The 18,262-nt window shown below is 65.5% G+C and carries 19 protein-coding genes; 11 read left to right on the top strand and 8 right to left on the bottom strand.

Features of this window, described 5'->3' with window-relative positions; all coding sequences use genetic code 11:
* Positions 1 to 24 precede the first annotated feature (24 nt).
* The 3 genes from XH83_RS33485 (at position 25) to XH83_RS33475 (ending at position 2,898) form a co-directional block, all read left to right on the top strand.
* Positions 25 to 957, top strand: coding sequence for a sugar-binding protein (locus tag XH83_RS33485; protein ID WP_194404825.1), 933 nt, complete (start codon positions 25 to 27; stop codon positions 955 to 957).
* Between the two features lie 108 nt (positions 958 to 1,065).
* A complete protein-coding gene (locus XH83_RS33480) occupies positions 1,066 to 2,043 on the top strand; it encodes an aldo/keto reductase (RefSeq protein WP_194404824.1) in 978 nt (325 codons plus the stop codon).
* Positions 2,044 to 2,046: 3 nt separating this feature from the next.
* On the top strand, positions 2,047 to 2,898 hold the full coding sequence (locus tag XH83_RS33475) for an amidohydrolase (protein ID WP_194404823.1): 852 nt from the start codon (positions 2,047 to 2,049) through the stop codon (positions 2,896 to 2,898).
* Between the two features lie 96 nt (positions 2,899 to 2,994).
* Here XH83_RS33475 and XH83_RS33470 read toward each other — a convergent pair whose 3' ends face one another.
* Complete coding sequence (locus XH83_RS33470; protein WP_194404822.1) at positions 2,995 to 4,224, bottom strand: ABC transporter substrate-binding protein; 1,230 nt, start codon at positions 4,222 to 4,224, stop codon at positions 2,995 to 2,997.
* 114 nt (positions 4,225 to 4,338) lie between these two features.
* On the bottom strand, positions 4,339 to 5,265 hold the full coding sequence (locus XH83_RS33465) for a class I SAM-dependent methyltransferase (protein ID WP_194404821.1): 927 nt from the start codon (positions 5,263 to 5,265) through the stop codon (positions 4,339 to 4,341).
* A gap of 60 nt (positions 5,266 to 5,325) precedes the next feature.
* Here XH83_RS33465 and XH83_RS33460 point away from each other — a divergent pair, with 60 nt between their 5' ends.
* The 5 genes from XH83_RS33460 (at position 5,326) to XH83_RS33440 (ending at position 10,730) form a co-directional block, all read left to right on the top strand.
* Positions 5,326 to 6,363: a ligase-associated DNA damage response exonuclease gene (locus tag XH83_RS33460; protein WP_194408485.1), complete on the top strand. Its 1,038-nt coding sequence runs from the start codon at positions 5,326 to 5,328 to the stop codon at positions 6,361 to 6,363.
* Positions 6,360 to 8,027 carry an ATP-dependent DNA ligase gene (locus XH83_RS33455; RefSeq protein WP_194404820.1) on the top strand — a complete coding sequence of 556 codons (1,668 nt, stop codon included), beginning with the start codon at positions 6,360 to 6,362 and terminating at the stop codon, positions 8,025 to 8,027. Before XH83_RS33460 ends, XH83_RS33455 begins: the two co-directional genes overlap by 4 nt.
* Before the next feature lie 314 nt (positions 8,028 to 8,341).
* Entirely contained in the window at positions 8,342 to 8,647 is a 306-nt protein-coding gene (locus XH83_RS33450) for a DUF6460 domain-containing protein (RefSeq protein ID WP_194404819.1), read from the top strand.
* 21 nt (positions 8,648 to 8,668) lie between these two features.
* The gene (locus tag XH83_RS33445) at positions 8,669 to 9,403 is read left to right on the top strand and encodes an MBL fold metallo-hydrolase (RefSeq protein ID WP_194404818.1); all 735 of its coding nucleotides are present in this window, start codon (positions 8,669 to 8,671) and stop codon (positions 9,401 to 9,403) included.
* A gap of 1 nt (position 9,404) precedes the next feature.
* Positions 9,405 to 10,730 carry an MATE family efflux transporter gene (locus XH83_RS33440; RefSeq protein WP_194404817.1) on the top strand — a complete coding sequence of 442 codons (1,326 nt, stop codon included), beginning with the start codon at positions 9,405 to 9,407 and terminating at the stop codon, positions 10,728 to 10,730.
* 65 nt (positions 10,731 to 10,795) lie between these two features.
* Here XH83_RS33440 and XH83_RS33435 read toward each other — a convergent pair whose 3' ends face one another.
* Both XH83_RS33435 and XH83_RS33430 read right to left on the bottom strand, forming a co-directional pair.
* A complete protein-coding gene (locus XH83_RS33435) occupies positions 10,796 to 11,893 on the bottom strand; it encodes a quinone-dependent dihydroorotate dehydrogenase (RefSeq protein ID WP_194404816.1) in 1,098 nt (365 codons plus the stop codon).
* Positions 11,890 to 12,234, bottom strand: coding sequence for a DUF952 domain-containing protein (locus XH83_RS33430; protein WP_194404815.1), 345 nt, complete (start codon positions 12,232 to 12,234; stop codon positions 11,890 to 11,892). The genes XH83_RS33435 and XH83_RS33430 overlap by 4 nt, the downstream gene beginning before the upstream one ends.
* A gap of 276 nt (positions 12,235 to 12,510) precedes the next feature.
* Here XH83_RS33430 and XH83_RS33425 point away from each other — a divergent pair, with 276 nt between their 5' ends.
* Complete coding sequence (locus tag XH83_RS33425; protein ID WP_194404814.1) at positions 12,511 to 13,164, top strand: helix-turn-helix transcriptional regulator; 654 nt, start codon at positions 12,511 to 12,513, stop codon at positions 13,162 to 13,164.
* A gap of 12 nt (positions 13,165 to 13,176) precedes the next feature.
* Here the strand turns inward: XH83_RS33425 and XH83_RS33420 are convergent, their stop codons facing one another.
* The 3 genes from XH83_RS33420 to XH83_RS33410 form a co-directional block, all read right to left on the bottom strand.
* On the bottom strand, positions 13,177 to 13,812 hold the full coding sequence (locus XH83_RS33420) for an aquaporin (protein WP_305825907.1): 636 nt from the start codon (positions 13,810 to 13,812) through the stop codon (positions 13,177 to 13,179).
* Positions 13,813 to 13,889: 77 nt separating this feature from the next.
* A complete protein-coding gene (locus XH83_RS33415) occupies positions 13,890 to 14,381 on the bottom strand; it encodes a DUF3237 domain-containing protein (protein ID WP_194404813.1) in 492 nt (163 codons plus the stop codon).
* Positions 14,382 to 14,434: 53 nt separating this feature from the next.
* Complete coding sequence (locus XH83_RS33410) at positions 14,435 to 14,893, bottom strand: ester cyclase (protein ID WP_194404812.1); 459 nt, start codon at positions 14,891 to 14,893, stop codon at positions 14,435 to 14,437.
* 93 nt (positions 14,894 to 14,986) lie between these two features.
* Between XH83_RS33410 and XH83_RS33405 the strand changes: the two genes are divergently transcribed.
* Both XH83_RS33405 and XH83_RS33400 read left to right on the top strand, forming a co-directional pair.
* The gene (locus tag XH83_RS33405; RefSeq protein WP_194404811.1) at positions 14,987 to 15,598 is read left to right on the top strand and encodes a TetR/AcrR family transcriptional regulator; all 612 of its coding nucleotides are present in this window, start codon (positions 14,987 to 14,989) and stop codon (positions 15,596 to 15,598) included.
* Positions 15,599 to 15,695: 97 nt separating this feature from the next.
* Entirely contained in the window at positions 15,696 to 16,448 is a 753-nt protein-coding gene (locus tag XH83_RS33400; protein WP_194404810.1) for a carbonic anhydrase, read from the top strand.
* A gap of 103 nt (positions 16,449 to 16,551) precedes the next feature.
* On the opposite strand, the gene XH83_RS33395 is transcribed toward XH83_RS33400, so the two are convergent.
* The gene (locus XH83_RS33395; RefSeq protein ID WP_194404809.1) at positions 16,552 to 18,195 is read right to left on the bottom strand and encodes a lysine--tRNA ligase; all 1,644 of its coding nucleotides are present in this window, start codon (positions 18,193 to 18,195) and stop codon (positions 16,552 to 16,554) included.
* Positions 18,196 to 18,262 lie beyond the last annotated feature (67 nt).

Genomic DNA, 18,262 nt, shown 5'->3' with positions numbered 1-18,262 from the left:
CACCAAACAAGGGTGGAGGAGACAATGAGGAAACTGCTTCTGGCCGGCATCGCCGTTGCGATGATGGCGACGCCTGCATTCGCCGCGAACTACCGCTTCGTCATCGTGCCCAAGGCGATGAACAATCCGTTCTTCGATTTCGCGCGCGACGGCTGCCTGAAGCGCGCCAAGGAGCTCGGCAATATCGAGTGCATCTACAAGGGACCGGTCGAGCACGAGCCGGCGACGCAGGCGCAGATCATCCAGGACTTCGTCACCCAGAAGGTCGACGGCCTCGCCATCTCGGTCGCCGACGTCGCGGCCATGACCAAGTCGATCGAGGCGGCGACCGCCGCCGGCATCCCCGTCATCACCTTCGATGCCGATGCGCCCGGCTCCAAGCGCATCGCCTATATCGGCACCAACAACAAGGAGTTCGGCGTCGCGCTCGGCAAGGAACTCGTGAAGATGCGACCCGACGGCGGCAAGTACGCCATGGTCTCGGGCGGCCCCGGCGCGAAAAACCTCGCCGAGCGTGTCGATGGCGTTCGCGAGGCGCTGAAAGGCTCGAAATGGATCGAGGTCGCGGGTTCCCCGACCTTCTGCAACGACGATCCCGCGCTGGCGGTGCAGCAGATGACGGACATGCGCACCGCAACGCCCGATCTCGCCGCCATCGTTCCCATCGGCGGCTGGCCGATGTTCGCTCCCGAGGGCTTCAAGGCGTTCGCGAGCCGGAACAAGAAGGACATCGATTCCGGCAAGTTCACGCTGGTCGTCGCTGATACGCTGAAGATGCAGCTCGAACTGCTGCGCGACGGCTATGCCAATGCGTTGGTCGGCCAGCGTCCGTTCGAGATGGGCGAGAAGGCGATGGACACGCTGCTCGCCATCAAGAAGGGCGAGAAGGTTCCGGAGATCGTCTACACCGGCCTCGATCTCGTGACCAAGGACAACGTCGCGCAGATGTTGAAGTAGGAGCGTCCGCCAGCCCCGCGCTCCTGCGTGCCTCCCCCGCTTGCGATTTCCGCAAGCGGGGGAGATGATCTGGATTGTTGGAATGAAGACTGGCGGAAGACAATGGGAATGAAACATTCGCGGCTGGGCCCGCTCGACGTCACCTCACTCGGGCTCGGTTCCGCGCCGCTCGGCGGATTGTTCAGCCCCGTCAGCGACGCCGATGCGGAAGCGACGATTGCGCGCGCCTGGTCGGCCGGGGTGCGCTTCTTCGACACCGCTCCGCTCTACGGCTTTGGCCTCGCCGAGCGGCGGCTAGGGGCCTTCCTGCGGCAGCAGCAACGCGACTCCTACGTCATCTCGACCAAGGTCGGTCGCCTGCTGCGCGCGCCGGACGGCAGCACCGCCGAGGACGAGCACTACAAGGGTACGTCGCGCGAGCGGCCGGTGTTCGATTTCAGTTATGACGGCGTGATGCGGTCGGTGGAGGAAAGCCTTGGCCGCCTCGGGCTCGACCGCGTCGACGTCCTCCTGGTGCACGATCCCGACGATCACTATGACGAGGCCGTTAGCGGAGCCTTCCGCGCGCTGCAGCGGCTGCGCGCGGAAGGCACGGTGAAGGCGATCGGTGCGGGCATGAACCAGTCGGAGATGTTGACGCGTTTTGCAGGAGCCGTGCCGGTCGACTGCTTCCTGCTCGCCGGGCGCTACACGCTGCTCGACCAGGGCGCGCTGGATGCGCTGTTTCCAGTCTGCACGGCGAAGCGCATTGGCATCCTGCTCGGCGGTATCTACAACAGCGGCATTTTGGCCAATCCGCATACCGGCGCGAAGTTCAACTATCAGGACGCCGATGCCTCGCTGGTGGCGCGGGCGCTGGAGCTCGATGCGCTCTGCCGCAAGCACGGCACCGAGCTGAAGGCGGCCGCGCTGCAGTTCTGCATGGCGCATCCGGCGGTCACCGTCGCCGTGATGGGCGCGCGCAATGCCGCCGAGGTCGCCGACAACATCGCGATGTCCGAGAAAGTGGTGCCGCCGGCCTTCTGGCGGGAGCTGCGCGCGCGAAACCTCGTCGATGCCCGCGCGCCGCTGCCGGGCGCTGCGTAAGCCATGATCATCGACGCCCATCAGCATTTCTGGGATCCGGCGCGTGCCAACTATCCCTGGATGGCGACGGACGAGCTCACGCCGATCCGCCGCGCGTTCGGTCCCGTTGATCTCGCGCCGCTGCTGCAGGCGAACGGCATCGATGCCAGCATCGTGGTGCAATGCCGCTCAGCGCTGGAGGAGACCGAGGAATTCCTGCGCATCGCGCATGAAACACCGTCGGTGATCGGTGTCGTCGGCTGGGCCGACCTGACGGACGGCGCGCTCGGCGACACGCTACAACGGCTGCGCGGCCTGCCGGGCGGGGACAAGCTCGTCGGCATCCGCCACCAGGTGCATGACGAGGCCGATCCCGATTGGCTGTTGCGCGAGGATGTCCAGCGCGGGCTCACGGCGGTGTTCGCGCATGATCTCACCTATGATCTCCTCGTCCGCAGCCGCGAGTTGCCGGCCGCGATCGCAACCGCGCAGGCCTTCCCGCAAGCGCGCTTCGTGCTCGACCACGCGGCCAAGCCGCCGATCGCTGACGGCGGCAGTGCCGAATGGTCCGATCGCATCAAGGGGCTCGGGGACTGCGGCAATGTCTGGTGCAAGATCTCGGGCCTTGCGACCGAAGCGGTCTGGAATGACTGGGATGCGGAGCGCTTGTTTCCGTTCGTCGCGCACGCCGCGAGCTGTTTCGGCGAGGGCAGGCTGATTTTCGGCTCGGACTGGCCGGTGTGCCTGCTTGCGGGCAGCTACGGCGAGATCAAGGGCGCGTTGGAGGCCTGCCTGGTGAAGCTTGGCCCGGAGGTGCGGGACAAGGCTTTTGGCGTGAACGCCGCCCAGGCGTATCAATTGGCGATCGCGCGTTAGCTGTGCTGGCCTTTTTATTAGAGAGTGGGCAATCGCATTTGAACATTCAGCCGAGGCCGTCATGGCCGGGACGAGCCCGGCCATGACGAGTGAGTGCTATTCCGACATCGGCTTGTCGGAAATATCCCAATCCTTGCCGGTGAAGGAGGAGATGAACAGCGTCTTCATCGGCGTGTAGTCCTCGGGCGTGTAGTCGTAGGTGACGCCGTCGAGGAAGTAGGGCGAGTGGAAGCCCTTGAGGTTGGACGCCTGCTTCAGCACGTTGGCGCGGGTGAGGTCGTCGCCGCAGCGGCGCAGGATCTCGCCCATGGTGACGGCCTGGCCGTAGCCGGCGAAGGCGATGGTGTTGTCGGGGTCGATCGCCGGCGTGTATTTCTTGCGCAATTCCTCGAACGCCATCACGTCGGGATCCTTCTCCCATTTCGGCAGGCCGACCTCCTTGTTGTAGCGGATGGCGACGATGCCGGTGGCGTTCTCGAGGCCCGCGGCATTGAGGATCGAGCGGCCGGTCGAGCCGGCGGACAGCAGCTGCAGCGGCTTCCAGCCGAGCTCGGCGACCTTCCGGATCGACTGCGACGACGCCTTGCCGGTGGAGATGTTGTAGAAGACGTCGGCGCCGGACTTCGAGAGATTGATGAGCTGGGAATCGACGGTCGGATCGGTCAGATCGTAGGTCTGCTCCATGATGACCTGCGCGGTGCCGCCGGCATCGGCCAGCACCTTCTTGAACGGACCGAGGAAGTCGCGGCCGAAATCGTCGTTCTGGTAGAGAATGCCGACCTTTGCGTTCGGCTTCACGGCGACGACGTGCCGCGCCAGGATGCGCGCCTCGGTCGGATAGAGCGGCAAGCCCGCCATCGTCCATTTGAACTCTTTCGGATTGTTCCACTTCGACGCGCCGGTGTTGAGCAGCAGCTGCGGTACGCCCTTGGAGTTCAAATATTTGTGCACGGAGGTCTGCGGCGCGGTGCCGAGCGAGCCGTAGAGCGCGAGCACCTCTTCCTGCTCGACCAGGCGCCGCGTCGCCTCGACGCATTTCGGCGCGCTGTAGGCATCGTCCATGGTCAGGAACTTGACCTTGCGCCCGTTGATGCCGCCCTTCTCGTTCAGCATCTGGAAATAGGCCTCGCCGATGCGCCCGAGCACGCCGTAGAGCGAGCCGGGACCGGAATGCGGCACGGTCTGGCCGATCTTGATCTCGGTGTCGCTGGCGCCCGCATCGTATTTCTTCTCCGCGGCCCAGACATAAGGCGCGGGCAAGGTGGACGCGGCGACGGCGGCGAGCGCGGCGGCGTTGAAATCGCGCCGCGATGGATTTTTCGTCATTATTGTTTTCTCCCTGGTGCGCGCATTGTGCTGGGAACGCAGCATGGCTCGCAAGTGGGAAGTCGCAGCTTTGCGACGCAATGACGCTTAAATCGCCAGCTTTAGCGCCTAGACTCAAGTTTTCTCGGCGACGACGACAAGGCCGCGCACCGGCTCGTTGTTCTCGATGCGCGGCGAGGCCGGCTCCAGCGTCAGCAGCTTCAGGCCCGCCTTGGTGATGGCGCCGCGCACATATTCCGCCGAATGGGCATAACGCAGGCCTTCGCCGAGCACGATGCCGCTGCCGTCATGCGTCTCCAGCGTGAAGGCGAGCACGCCGCCCGAGACGAGCACGCGCCTGGCTTCAGTCAGCACCGGTGCGAGATCGGAGAGATAGACGAAGGCGTCCGCGGCGACGATGAGGTTCGCGCATCCATCACTCTTGGTGCGCAGTCCCTCGATCATGTCGGCGACTTCGAGCTCGGCGTAGAGGCCCGTGGCGCGCGCCTCCTTGATCATGCCGGGCGACAGATCGATGCCGATGAAATGGTCGACCTGTTTGGCAAAGGCGGCGGCCGCGAGGCCGGTGCCGCAGCCGAGATCAATGGTGCGCTTGAAGAAGGCCGGCTTCTTGGCGGCAACGCGCGCGGCCAGCACCGCCTTGAAGATGATGCTGGGGGCGCGGTAGCCGAGATCGTTGATCAGCGCGTGCTCGAAGCGCGGCGCGTATTGGTCGAACAGTGCCTGCACATAGGCTTTGGGCATCTCCGCCATCTCGGCGTCGCCGAGCCGCATCAGGTGCAGGCCGGCGCCGTGCTGGTCCCCCGGGTCGCACCTCCGCGCTTCGCGAAACGCCGCGATGGCCTTGTCACGCTCACCGAGCTGCTGGCGGATCTCGCCTAGCGTGAACCAGGCCGAGGTGAAGTTCGGCGCGAGCTCGATCGCCTGCTCGATCAGGTCGGCGGCCGCGGGCAGATCGCCCTTGAGCTGGAGGTCGCGCGCGAACTCGAAGCGGCGGTCGGCCATGAGATCGCCGGAGGTCAGGAACAGGCGCAGCGGCATTAGGAACCAGGGCAGGCGGTGATGAGTAGAAGATGTGTCGTGGCAACCTATATAGCAGGCATGCGTCCCCAAGACATCCTGTTGCCAGCTGCTGCCGGCCTGTGCTGCAAGCCCGGCGGCTTCCATATCGACCCTGTCCGCCCTGTCGAGCGGGCCGTGATCACCCACGGCCATTCCGACCATGCCCGCGCCGGCCATGGCGCGGTGCTGGCGACGCAGGAAACGCTGGACATGATGCGGCTGCGCTATGGCGAGAACTTCGCCGGATCGACGCAGGCCATCCGCTATGGCGAGGAGATCCGGCTCGGCGACGTCAAAGTGAAGTTTCACCCGGCCGGCCATGTGCTGGGCTCGGCGCAGATCGCCGTCACCTGCAAGGAGACCTGCATCGTCGCCTCCGGCGATTACAAGGACGCGCCTGATCCGACCTGCACGCCGTTCGAGCTGGTGCCTTGCGACGTCTTCATCACCGAAGCGACGTTCGGCCTGCCGGTGTTCCGCCATGGCGATGCGGCGGACGAGGTGAAGAAGCTGCTCGCTTCTGCCGCGCTGTTTCCGGAGCGTGCGCATCTGGTCGGCGCCTACTCTCTCGGCAAGGCGCAGCGCGTCATCAAGCTGCTGCGGCAGGCCGGCTACGACGCACCGATCTATTTGCATGGCGCCATGGAGACGATCACGCATTACTACCAGAGCCGCGGCATCGATCTTGGCGAGCTCAGGCCGGCGAAGGGCGTCAAGAAGGCCGCGCTGGCCGGCACCATCACGCTGGCGCCGCCCTCGGCGACATCAGACCTCTGGACGCGTCGCTTTCCCGATCCCGTCACCGCGTTCGCCTCGGGCTGGATGCGGGTGCGCGCCCGGGCGCGGCAGCGCGGCATCGAGCTGCCGCTGGTGATCTCCGACCATGCCGATTGGGATGGCCTCACCGCCACAATCGGTGCCACCGGCGCCGGCGAAATCTGGGTCACCCACGGCCAGGAAGATGCGCTGGTGCATTGGTGCCGAAGCAAAGGCTTGAAAGCGCAGCCGCTCGATCTCGTCGGCTATGGCGACGAGGAGGAGAGCGAGGCGCCGGCCGCAGGCGAGGCCGACGCATGAATCGCTTCGCCGAACTGCTCGACCGTCTCGCCTACGAGCCCGGCCGCAACAACAAACTGCGGCTGCTCACCGGCTATTTCCGCGAGGTCGGCGACCCCGACCGCGGTTACGCGCTGGCCGCGCTGACCGGCGCGCTCAGCTTCAAGCACGCGAAACCGGCGCTGATCCGCGACCTCATTGCGTCGCGGACGGATGAGGTGCTGTTCGGGTTGAGTTACGATTATGTCGGCGATCTCTCGGAGACGGTGGCGCTGATGTGGCCGAAGGCCGGGCTCGCCGCCCACAACAATCCACCGCCGCCGACGCTCACCGAAGTCGTCACCACGCTGCGCACGCTCGGCAAGACCGAGTTGCCGAAGCAGCTCGAGCGCTGGCTCGACGAGCTCGATGAGACCGGGCGCTGGGCGCTGTTGAAGCTCGTCACCGGCGCGCTTCGCATCGGCATCTCCGCGCGTCTCGCCAAGACAGCGGCGGCCGCGCTCGGCGACAAGGATCCGCATGAGGTCGAGCTGATCTGGCCCGGCCTCGCACCACCCTATCTCGATCTGTTCGCCTGGTTGGAGGGCCGCGGCGACAAACCGATCAACCGCGATCCCGCGCCGTTCCGGCCGGTGATGCTGGCGCATGCGATCGAGGATAGCGATTTCGCCGCGCTCGATCCCGCTGAGTACATCGCCGAATGGAAATGGGACGGCATCCGCGTGCAGGCGGTTGCGGGGCGCGACGAGCATGGCCACATCACCGCGCGGCTCTATTCGCGCACCGGCGAGGACATCACGGGCAGCTTTCCCGATCTCGTGCCGTCGCTGCGGCTGCCGGGTGCGATCGACGGCGAGCTATTGATCCTGCGCGAGGGCCGCGTGCAGAGTTTCAACGTCCTGCAGCAGCGGCTCAACCGCAAGGTTGTCTCGCCCAAGCTGATCAAAGAATTTCCGATCCATCTGCGCGCCTACGATCTGCTCGGCGACGACGAGAACGATCTGCGCGAGCTGCCGTTCGCTGAGCGGCGCGAGCGGCTGGAGGCCTTCATCACAAAACTCGACGATCCCCGCATCGATCTGTCGCCGACCGTTCCCTTCGCAAGCTGGGAAGCATTGACCGCCGCGCGCGCCGATCCCGCGAGTGCCGGCGCCGGTGAGGACGCGGATGCCGTCGAAGGCGTGATGCTGAAGCGGCGCGATGCGCCCTATCTGCCGGGACGGCCGAAGGGCCAATGGTGGAAGTGGAAGCGCGATCCTCACATCATCGACGCCGTGCTGATGTATGCGCAGCGCGGTCATGGCAAGCGCTCGTCCTATTATTCCGACTACACCTTCGGCGTCTGGACGGCAGGCGAGGGCGGTGACGAACTGGTGCCCGTCGGCAAGGCCTATTTCGGCTTCACCGACGAGGAGCTGCTGCAGATCGACCGCTTCGTTCGCCGCAACACCACGGAGAAATTCGGTCCCGTCCGCCATGTCGTGCACGAGGGCGACAAGGGGCTGGTGCTGGAGGTCGCGTTCGAAGGCCTGCAGCGCTCGCCGCGCCACAAATCCGGCGTCGCCATGCGCTTCCCCCGCATCAGCCGCCTGCGCTGGGACAAGCCGCCGAAGGAGGCGGACCGGCTGGAGACGCTGGAGCGGATGCTGAAGGCCGAGGCGGAGGCGGCGGAGATTGAGGTCTGAGGCGCGTGATGAGCCGGCTCGACTGTCGCCAAGGCGGAGGTGCGCTCCCTCTCCCGCTTGCGGGAGAGGGGTGGGGAAGAGGGCTGTTTCCGCATTGGGATTCCCCCAGAGGAGAGAGCCCTCACCCGCGCCTTCGGCGCGGCCTCTCCCGCAAGCGGGAGAGGCTAAAGAGCCCGCGGCGAGCAGCGCATCACCACCGAATTCGCCCGCTCGCCCGAATTAAACTCCCGTAACCCGATTGACGCGCCCTTGCGGGTTCCCCATCTGCCTCGCCGTGCCCTATAATGGGGTCGAATCCGCTTGAGGAGCTTGCGATGGTCCAAGACGTCAGAGATTTGCCGGCCGGCCGCAGCGATGGCCTGAACCGCTTTCTCGGCGGCTCGCCGCTGGCCGTCGCGTTCCGCCTGGTCCTGCTCTCGATCCTGGTCGGCGTCGTGCTCGCCGCGATCGGATTCGATCCCTGGAACATCATTTATAGCATCCGCCTCTTGTTCCAGCGGCTGTGGGATCTCGGCTTCGACACCATCAACTGGCTGTGGCGCTACTTCCTGCTTGGCGCGGTCATCGTGATCCCGATCTGGCTGCTCTCGCGCGTGTTCGGCGCGCCGCGCAGCCGGTAAGGAATTGGGAGTCCGCAGCCGATGCAACTCCGTTTCGTCGGCTGCGGCGACGCCTTCGGCTCCGGCGGCAGGCTCAATACCTGCTTCCATATATCGGGGCGCGAGGCCAACTTCCTGATCGATTGCGGCGCGTCGGCTCTGCCGGCGCTAAAGCGGCTCGAGATTGATCGCGCCGACATCGACCTCATTCTCATCACGCATTTCCACGGCGACCATTTTGCCGGGCTGCCGTTCCTGCTGCTCGACGCCCAATTCTCCCGGCGGACGCGGCCCCTGACGATCGCGGGCCCGCAAGGCATCGAGCGGCGGCTGCGTGACGTCATGGAGGCGCTGTTCGAGCACTCCTCGAAGACAAAACAGCGCTTCGAGCTCGATGTCGTCGAGCTCGCGCCCGGGCAAAACCGGACATTCGGCACCGTGACGGTGACGCCGTACCCCGTGGTGCACGGCGAGTCCGGCGGCCCCTTCCTCGCCTACCGCGTCGAGGCCGAGGGCCGCACGCTCGCCTACAGCGCCGATACCGAGTGGACGGAGACGCTCATTCCGCTGGCGCATGGCGCGGACCTTTTCATCGCCGAAGCCTATATGTACGAGAAGGTGGTCAAGAACCATCTCAGCCTGAAAACCCTGGAACAGCATCTGCCCGCCATCGGCGCAAAACGCCTTGTCCTCACCCATATGAGCGACGACATGCTCGCGCGCCTGGACGATATTGCGCATCTCGCCGCCGAAGACGGCATGGTCCTCGTATTCTGAGATGCACGCGCCCGTTCCCCTCAAGATTGGCTCCCGCCAGGTGTTCGCCATCGCCGGTCCCGCGATGGTGGCGAACCTCACCACGCCGCTGATCGGCATTGTCTCGACCACGGCGATCGGACGGCTCGACGATGCCGCGCTGCTCGGCGGCGTCGCGATCGCGTCGGTGATCTTCGACTGCCTGTTCTGGCTGTTCGGCTTCCTGCGCATGAGCACGCTCGCCTTCACCGCGCAATCGCTGGGCGCGGGCGACACGCGCGAGCCCGCCGCGATCCTGGCGCGCGGCTTCATCGTCGCCGGCCTGATCGGTGGCGCGCTGATCGTGCTGCAATGGCCGCTGGCCGCGGTGCTGTTCGACCTCATGGGCGGCAGCGAGGGGGTAACGCGGGCCGCACAGACCTACTTCAAGATCCGGATCTGGTCGTCGCCGTTCGCGCTCGCCAATTACGTCATCCTCGGCTGGCTGATCGGTCAGGCCCGCGCCAACTCGGCCTTGCTGCTTCAGGTCGTCATCAACCTCGTCAACATGGCGGCGACGATCCTGCTGGTGCTGGTCTACGATGCCGGCATCGCCGGTGCCGCGATCGCCGCGCTGGTGTCGGAAGCGATCGGGTTCGTGCTCGGCGTGCTCGTCTGCCGCCATTATGCCGCGGGCGGCTTCGCCGTGCCCACCGCGACCCTGCTCGACCGCGACAAGCTGTTGCGGATGCTGGCGGTGAACTCCGACATCATGATCCGCACCGGTGCGCTGATCACCGTGTTCTTGTTCTTCACCGCCAAGGGCGCGCAGGCCGGCGACGTCACGCTGGCGGCGAATTCCGTGCTCAACAATTTCCTGTTCATCAGCGCCTTCTTCCTGGACGGCCTGGCCAATGCCGCCCAGCAGCTCTGCGGCCGCACCCTCGGCGCACGCGATGCAAAAGGTTTTGCCGCCTCGACCCGGCTGGTGCTGCTCTGGGGGCTCGGCTTCGCCATCGTCGTCGCGGTGCTGTTCGCGCTGTTCGGGCCGGCTCTGATCGATGTCATGACCGCGAGCGAAGACGTGCGCCGGGCCGCGCGCGAATTCCTGCCCTTCGTCGTGCTCGCGCCGATCCCCGGCGTGTTCGCCTTCGGCTTCGACGGCATCTATATCGGTGCGACCTGGGCGCGCGAGATGCGCAATTTGATGCTGGCTTCGCTCGCGATCTTCCTCGCCACCTGGTGGGCGCTACAATCGTTCGGCAATGCCGGCCTGTGGTGGGCGCTGATGGCCTCCTACCTCTCGCGCGGCGGCTTGCAGGCTGCGCGCTATCCGGCGCAGTTCCGGGCGACGTTCGCGAAATCTTAGCTTTGGTGTCCTGGACGCGCCGCAGCGTGAAACGCTGCGGCGCAGAGCCGTGGCACGAGAGCGGCTTACATCCCCGGCCAGTCTTCCGCCGTCAGCGTCGCGGCATCCGCGCCGACGATCTCGGACAGCGAATCCCGCCCGGTGCGGAGCAGCGTCGAGGTGAGGTCGCGCTTGATCTCGTCGACGAGGCCGAGGCCCTTGTAGACCAGCGACGAATAGAGCTGGATCAGGCTCGCGCCCGCGCGGATCTTGGTCAGCGCGGCGCCGCCCGAATCCACGCCGCCGACGCCGATCAGCGGGAAGGCGCCCTCGACGCGCACATAGGTCTCGGCGACCATCCGCGTCGACAGGCGGAACAGCGGCCGGCCAGACAGGCCGCCTTGCTCCTTGGCGCGCATCTGCTCACGCAGCGTACTCGGCCGCGCGATCGTCGTGTTCGACACGATCATACCGTCGACCCGGCGCGAGCGCGCGACCTGCACGACGTCGTCGAGCTGGGCGAGGCTGAGATCCGGTGCGATCTTGAGCAGCACCGGCGTGTCGCCGGCCTTCTGCCTGACCCGCTCGCGCGCGTCGATCACGCGCGCGAGGAGATCGTCGAGCAGCGCGCCTTCCTGAAGGCTGCGCAGGCCCGGCGTGTTCGGCGAAGACACGTTGACAGTGAAGTAGCTCGCGACCGGCGCGAAGGTCTCGATCAGCGTGACGTAATCGGCGACGCGATCGGGCGAATCCTTGTTGGCGCCGACATTGACGCCGACGATGCCGCCGTGCTGTGCGCGCGCGGCCAGGCGGCGCAGTGCGGCGTCCGCGCCGTCATTGTTGAAGCCCATGCGGTTGATGATGGCCTCGTCGCGCTCCAGCCGGAACAGCCGCGGCCGCGGATTGCCGGCTTGCGGTTTCGGCGTCACGGAACCGATCTCGACAAAGCCGAAGCCGAGCCGGAGCAGCGCATCCGGCACCTCCGCGCTCTTGTCGAAGCCGGCGGCCATGCCGATCGGGTTGGGGAAGTTGAGCCCGAAGGCGCGCATCGCGAGCTTGGGATCGTCCGCGCGCGGCTTGATCGGCGGCAGGAAGCGCAGGCCCTGGATCGCGAGCCGGTGCGCGTCTTCCGGATCGAGCCAGCGCAGCACCGGCAGGGAAAAGGCGTCGAAAGCGCGGATCACGGGGTAAGCTCCGGAACGTCGTGGCCGCCGTCGGAGCGGATGTTGAGGTTCATCACCGCGATGACGGCGCCGAGATCGAGCTCGCCATAGAGATGCGGAAACAGCTCCTCATTGCGCGAGCGCTCCCAGCGCAGTTCGCTGCCGAGCGCGTCGCCATCGACCTCGACCAGGAACAGCGCGCGCTGCCCGAAATAGTGCTTGCGCAAGGTCTCGGGAACCTGGGCGGCGGTCGAGAAATGGATGAAGCCATCGCGCGTATCGTCCGCGCTGCCGAGGTAGACACCCTGCCGCTCCGCCTCACGCCAGGCCGAGGCCGGACAGATTTTGTAGATCTTGACCACCGCTTGCGCAGCCCCGTTTGCTCTTTGAGTCTTTTGGGTTTTTTCGTCTATTGCGGGTCCTCAAAAACCCCGGCGCGACCGTAAAGGCCGCCCCTGCCGAACTCAAGACCTCAGGTCATGTCCGTTCCGAGGAAATCGGAACGGGGCTGCAGATTCTTGTTTTGACGCGTTTTCTCGTCGCGAGCCGGTACCGGGCTCGCTTGCCTCTTGCGCGAAAAACGGAAAACCGGTTGATTTGAGGACAGTTTTCCTGAGTTGCGACGGGCTGGACCTTCCATGGTCAGACAGGCCAAAGCGCAGAGGATGCTGACTCACGACCAGATCTGGGTCGCGCTGGATCGGCTGGCGGCCCGCGCCGGTCTGTCGCCGTCCGGCCTTGCCAAGCGCGCCGGGCTTGATCCGACCACCTTCAACAGGTCCAAGCGCGTCACCTCTGACGGCCGCGAGCGCTGGCCCTCGACCGAGTCGATCGCAAAAGCGCTGGCGGCGACCGACTCCTCGATCGACAGCTTCGCCCGGCTGATCGACGATGATGCAGGCGACGGCCGCTCGGTCCCGATGCTCGGCTTCGCGCAGGCCAGCACGAGCGGCGCCTTCGACGAATCCGGCCTTCCCTCGGGAAAGGGCTGGACCGAAACCGCGCTTCCCACCACCGAGAACAGCAACACGTTTGCGCTGGAGATGTCCGGCGATGCGTTCGCCCCCGTTTACCGCGACGGCGACATCGTCCTGGTGTCGCCGGGCGCGCCGATCCGCAAGGGTGATCGCGTGGTGGTGAGAAGCAAGGCGGGCGAGGTGACCATCGCGACGCTGAGGCGCCGTACCGCGAAGACCCTGGAGCTGCAGTCGCTCGATGCGTCACCGGCCGGACGGACGATGGCCGTCGGGGAGGTGGCGTGGGTCGCGCGGATCGTGTGGACGAGCCAGTGACGGTGCTCGTCGTCAGCGCAAGCTCGGCACGAGCCAGCGAAACAACGCCACGGCCGCCACAGCGCCCAGCATTTCCGCGATGAGGAAGCCGGGGACGTCGATCGGACGAATTCCTGAGAAAGTGTCGGTGAATGCGCGCGCCAGAGCGACTGCTGGATTGGCAAAATCCGTCGCAGTGAACCAGAAGCCGGCTCCAATATAGGCGGCGACCGCGCCAGCAAGAGCGGAGGGCCGCACGCGCGAGCAGGTCCACACCATTCCGATCAGGCCAAACGTGATCAGGAATTCGCTCAGCCATTGCGAATGACCGCTGCGCAGATGGGATGACAGCGCGTAGAGCGGCATGTCGAACATCGCGTCAGCGATGGCGACGCCGGCGATGGCGCCGGCCAGCTGGGCTGGCACATATAATCCGGCGACGCGCGGCGCGATGTCGCCGCGAAATGCCAGTACCAGCGAGATCAGTGGATTGAAATGAGCGCCCGACAACGGCGCGAGCCAGACGATCAGGGCGTAGAGCGCTGCCCCCGTCGAGAGCGCATTTGCGAGCAAGGCCAGAGCGATATTGCCTGCGGCCAGCCTCTCGCCAAGGATGCCGGAACCCACGATCGCGATGAGGAGGTAGGCGGTGCCGAGTCCCTCTGCCACCAGTGACCGCGCGAGGGAAGGTCTGTCATTGCGACCACCGGCATGACGCAACTCGCTCACTGCATCCACGAAGCGCCTCACAGCACTTCGAAGATCTTGTAGGCGACCGCGCCCTCGACGAGATAGCCCTTGCCGACACAGACGATGTCGTTGAGCCAGGCGTAGCTCTGCGAGCCGGTTTCGAACAGCGGATTGGTGCGGAAGTAATATCCGGCGGGATCGACCTTGGTGCGCCGCGCGGGATCCGCCATCTCGGCGCGCAGAGCCTGCGGCGTCACCCAGCGGCCGCCATACGTCATGTAGATCAACTCGCCATCATGCGTCCGCAGCGACAGGCGGACATCGAGCGTCATGGTGCCATCGGCGCGAAACAAGGCCCAGTCACCGCCGCCCTGCAGCACCTCGCCGCGCAGGCGCGGGCCTTCGAACGATCCCTTGGCTGCACGGAACAGCACGCGCTGCCCGACGGGCCCGGCACCGAAATTGAGGCGGGGATCGAGATCGACGACGATGTCCAGGAGATGCCGGGTCTCGAGATCGCCGACGGATTTGAGGCGGGGATCGGCCATGGTCTGGCACTCCTTGATTGTCTCGGATGGACGTCTTGAATGGAATGTGCCGGCTAAGCGGCCTGCGTCGCATCGCCAAACAGCTTGCGCCTGACCGTGTCGGTCGAGAGGCCGGATTGGGCGCACAGCTCGGAGAGATCGAAGACGAAGCGTTCATGCACGATTTTGTCGTCGCGAAAGGCGAAGGCGATGAACACGGGCAGCTCGGCGCGGCGTCCGTTGGGCTCGCCCCCGAAGCGATCGCCCGTCATCGTCATTTGGGCGGTGCCCCAGCAGATCAGCGTATCGGCGGAATTGGCGTGGCCGTCGAGCGTGACGTGATAGTCGGGGAAGGACTTGAAGAAGCGCGTCAGGATGCGCTCGTTTTCGGCGAGACCTTGCACCCTGGTGCCGAAGGCCGGCGTCTCCAGCACCATGTCCGGATGCAGCACCTCCAGCGCCGCAGGAACGTCCTGCCGGCTTTTCGCGATCGCCAGCCGTTCCGCCAGCTCGAACATCCGCCTGCCGTCCATGGGCCGCCTCGCAACATTCTATATGTCTAATACATACATAGAGTATGTTATATGCGGTTTGATACCGACGCGTCAAGCATTAGGTTGCGCGCGATGCGGGCGAAGGATCCTCCAAAGAGCCGTCGGGAAGAGTACAGCGAGGCCACCAGGCAGGCGCTGCTCGATGCTGGACGCGAAGCGTTCGCCGCCAATGGATTTCAGGCGGCGGGCATGGAGGCGATCTCGCGGGCGGCGCGGGTCACGCGCGGCGCGTTCTACCATCACTTCGAGGACAAGAAGGCGCTGTTCGACGCCGTGGTGGTTGCCATGCAGCGCGAGGCGGCCGCCAGAATCGAGGCCGCGGCAAGGGGCGAGCGCAAGATCTGGGACCGTCTCAGCGCCGGCATCGACGCCTATCTCGACGCCTGCGAAGAGTCGGCCTATGCGCGCATCGTCATCCAGGAAGCGCAGGCCGTGCTCGGCGAACCGCGCTATCGCGAGATCGAGGAGACCTATCCGACCGCGCTCCTGATCGCGACGCTGCGGGCGCTGAAGCGCGATGGCGAATTGAATGCGGAGGATGTCGATCTGCTCAGCCGGATGATCGACGCGATGATTTGCAAGATCGGGCTATTGCTCCCGTACGCGGACGATTCCAGGAAGCTGCGCAGAAACGGACAGAAGATCGTCGCGGAGGTATTGGAGACCTTCCGCAACAAGACGTGAGCCTTCTTGATCCCCGTGATCGCCATTGCGACTCACCGACCCTCTCGCATAGGTTGCGGCCGATATTGCCGGCCCAGCTTTATCTTAGGGGAATACGATGAATCGCCGTCATGCCTTGAAGGCCCTCGCGGGTCTCGCGCTCTGTCCGCTGTGCAAGCCGGCCTTTGCCGCCGAAGGCGCGCATTGGAGCTATGAGGGCGTCGGCGGCCCGGCCAAATGGGGCGATCTCGACGCGGCCAACAAGGCCTGCGCGGTCGGCCTGCAGCAATCGCCGATCGACATCGAGGGGACGATCAAGTCGCAATTGCCGGTTCTGAAACTGAATTGGGGCAAGAGCGCCGACACCATCGTCAACAACGGCCACACGATCCAGCTCAATTTCGCCGAGGGCAGCACGTTGATGCTCGGCGACGTCAAGTACAAGCTGCTTCAAGTGCACTTCCACCGGCCGAGCGAGCACATGATCGGCGGCAAGAATTTTCCGATGGAGGCGCATTTCGTCCATCGCAACGAGGCCGGCGGGCTCGCCGTGGTCGGCGTGCTGATGGCCGAGGGCAGGCCGAACGCGGCCTTCGGCAAGATCGTCAAGACCATGCCGGCGGCGGAAGGCCCGGCGGTGAAGGCCGATGCCGGCATCGATCCGCACGCCATGCTGCCGCAAAAGCTCAGCTATTTCCGCTATCCCGGCTCGCTGACGACGCCGCCGTGCTCGGAGGTGGTCGAATGGCTGCTGCTGACCACCCCGATCCAGGTGTCGGCCACCGACGTCGCCGCATTCGCAAAGCTCTATCCGATGAATGCGCGCCCGGTGCAGAAGGACAACCGGCGCTACGTGCTAAGGTCGATCTGAGCGGGAGTTCGCAGCCCGGATGGAGCGAGGCGCAATCCGGGGCGGCTCGTGCATCTGGTGAGAACCCCGGATTGCGCTTCGCTCCATCCGGGCTACACCGGCCTCACGCGCTCCTTGCCAGCGCCCCGTCGATCATGTTGACCGCGTTCTGCACGCCGTACACCGCGACGAAGGAGCCGAAGCGCGGGCCCTTCTCCTGGCCGAGCAGCACCTGGTAGAGCATGTTGAACCAGTCCAGCGTGACGCCGGGGCGGCCGTCCTTGCCCTTCTTGACCTGGTCGAGGAACGGCTCGCGGCGGCCGATCTCGTAGACGACGTTCTGGATGTCCTCGGCCGAGGCGTCCGGCGCAAGCTGCGACAGCGCATCGCGCAGATCCTGCAGCGCCGCGCGCTCGGTGTCGGTGGGCACGCGGAACGTCTTCGTCGGCGCAACGAAATCGCGATAATAGTTGATGGCATAGCCGACCATCGCATCCAGCTTCGGATGCGTCTGCGGGCTGACGCCCGGGCGGTAGCGGCCGATGAAGCCCCACAGCGTCTCGGCATTCTCCGCGTTCGACGACGACACCAGCGTCAACAGCAGCTGGAAGGTGACGGGCATGTCGCTCGTCGGCGGCTTGCCGTTGTGGATGTGCCAGACCGGATTGCCGAGCTGTTGCTTGCCGTCCTGCTTGGCAAAGCCGTCGCTGAACTGCTGATAGTCGTCGACGTTGCGCGGAATGACGTCGAAATACAGCCGCTTGGCCGCCTTGGGCTCGCGGTACATGAACAGCGACAGCGATTCCGGCGAGGCATAGCGCAGCCATTCGTCGATGGTCAGGCCGTTGCCCTTCGACTTCGAGATCTTCTGGCCCTTCTCGTCGAGGAAGAGCTCGTAATTGAAGCCTTCGGGCGGCGTGGCGCCGAGCGCCCGCGCGATCGCGCCGGACAGCTTCACGGAATCGATCAGGTCCTTGCCGGCCATCTCATAGTCGACGCCGAGCGCGACCCATCGCATCGCCCAATCCGCCTTCCACTGACACTTGACGTTGCCGCCCGTCACCGGCGTCTCGACTTCCTGGTTTGTGTCGGGGTCGACATAGGTCACCGTGCCGGCCGCGACGTCGCGGCGGATCATCGGCACTTGCAGCACGACACCTGTAGTCTTGCTGATCGGCAGGAACGGCGAATAGGTGGCGCGGCGGTCGGGGCCGAGCGTCGGCAGGATGATGTCCATCACCTTGTCGTAGGCGGCGAGCATCTTGAGCAGCGTCGCGTCGAAGCGGCCCGACGTGTAATAGTCGGTCGAGCTCGCGAATTCGTAGTCGAAGCCGAAATGATCCAGAAACGCGCGCAGGCGCGCGTTATTGTGCGCGCCGAACGACGGATATTCGTTGGAGAACGGATCCGGCACCCGCGTCAGCGGCTTGCCGATGTGCGCGGCCAGCATCTCCTTGTTGGGGACGTTGTCGGGCACCTTGCGGAAGCCGTCCATGTCGTCGGAGAAGGCCAGCAGGCGCGTCTTGATCTTGTCCTCGGTCAGCACGCGGAAGGCGTGCCGCACCATCGAGGTGCGCGCGACCTCGCCGAACGTGCCGATATGCGGCAGGCCCGACGGCCCGTAGCCGGTCTCGAACAGCACCTCGTCCTTCGGGCTCTTCTTCAGCCGCGCAACGATGGCCTTGGCCTGCTCGAACGGCCAGGCGTTGGATTGTTCGGCGAGCGCACGCAAATCGCTCGGGCTCATGCTGGGATCGATAACGGACATCAAGAAGGGCCTCCGGGCCGCGGAAAATAGCGATTTCCGGGCAGAATGCAAAAGAACGGTTGTTGCC

Origin of the sequence: Bradyrhizobium sp. CCBAU 53351, from assembly GCF_015291745.1 — a bacterium.
Lineage (GTDB): Bacteria > Pseudomonadota > Alphaproteobacteria > Rhizobiales > Xanthobacteraceae > Bradyrhizobium.
Note: the sequence above shows the minus strand (reverse complement) of the source record. Positions and strands in the feature narration are given on the sequence as shown.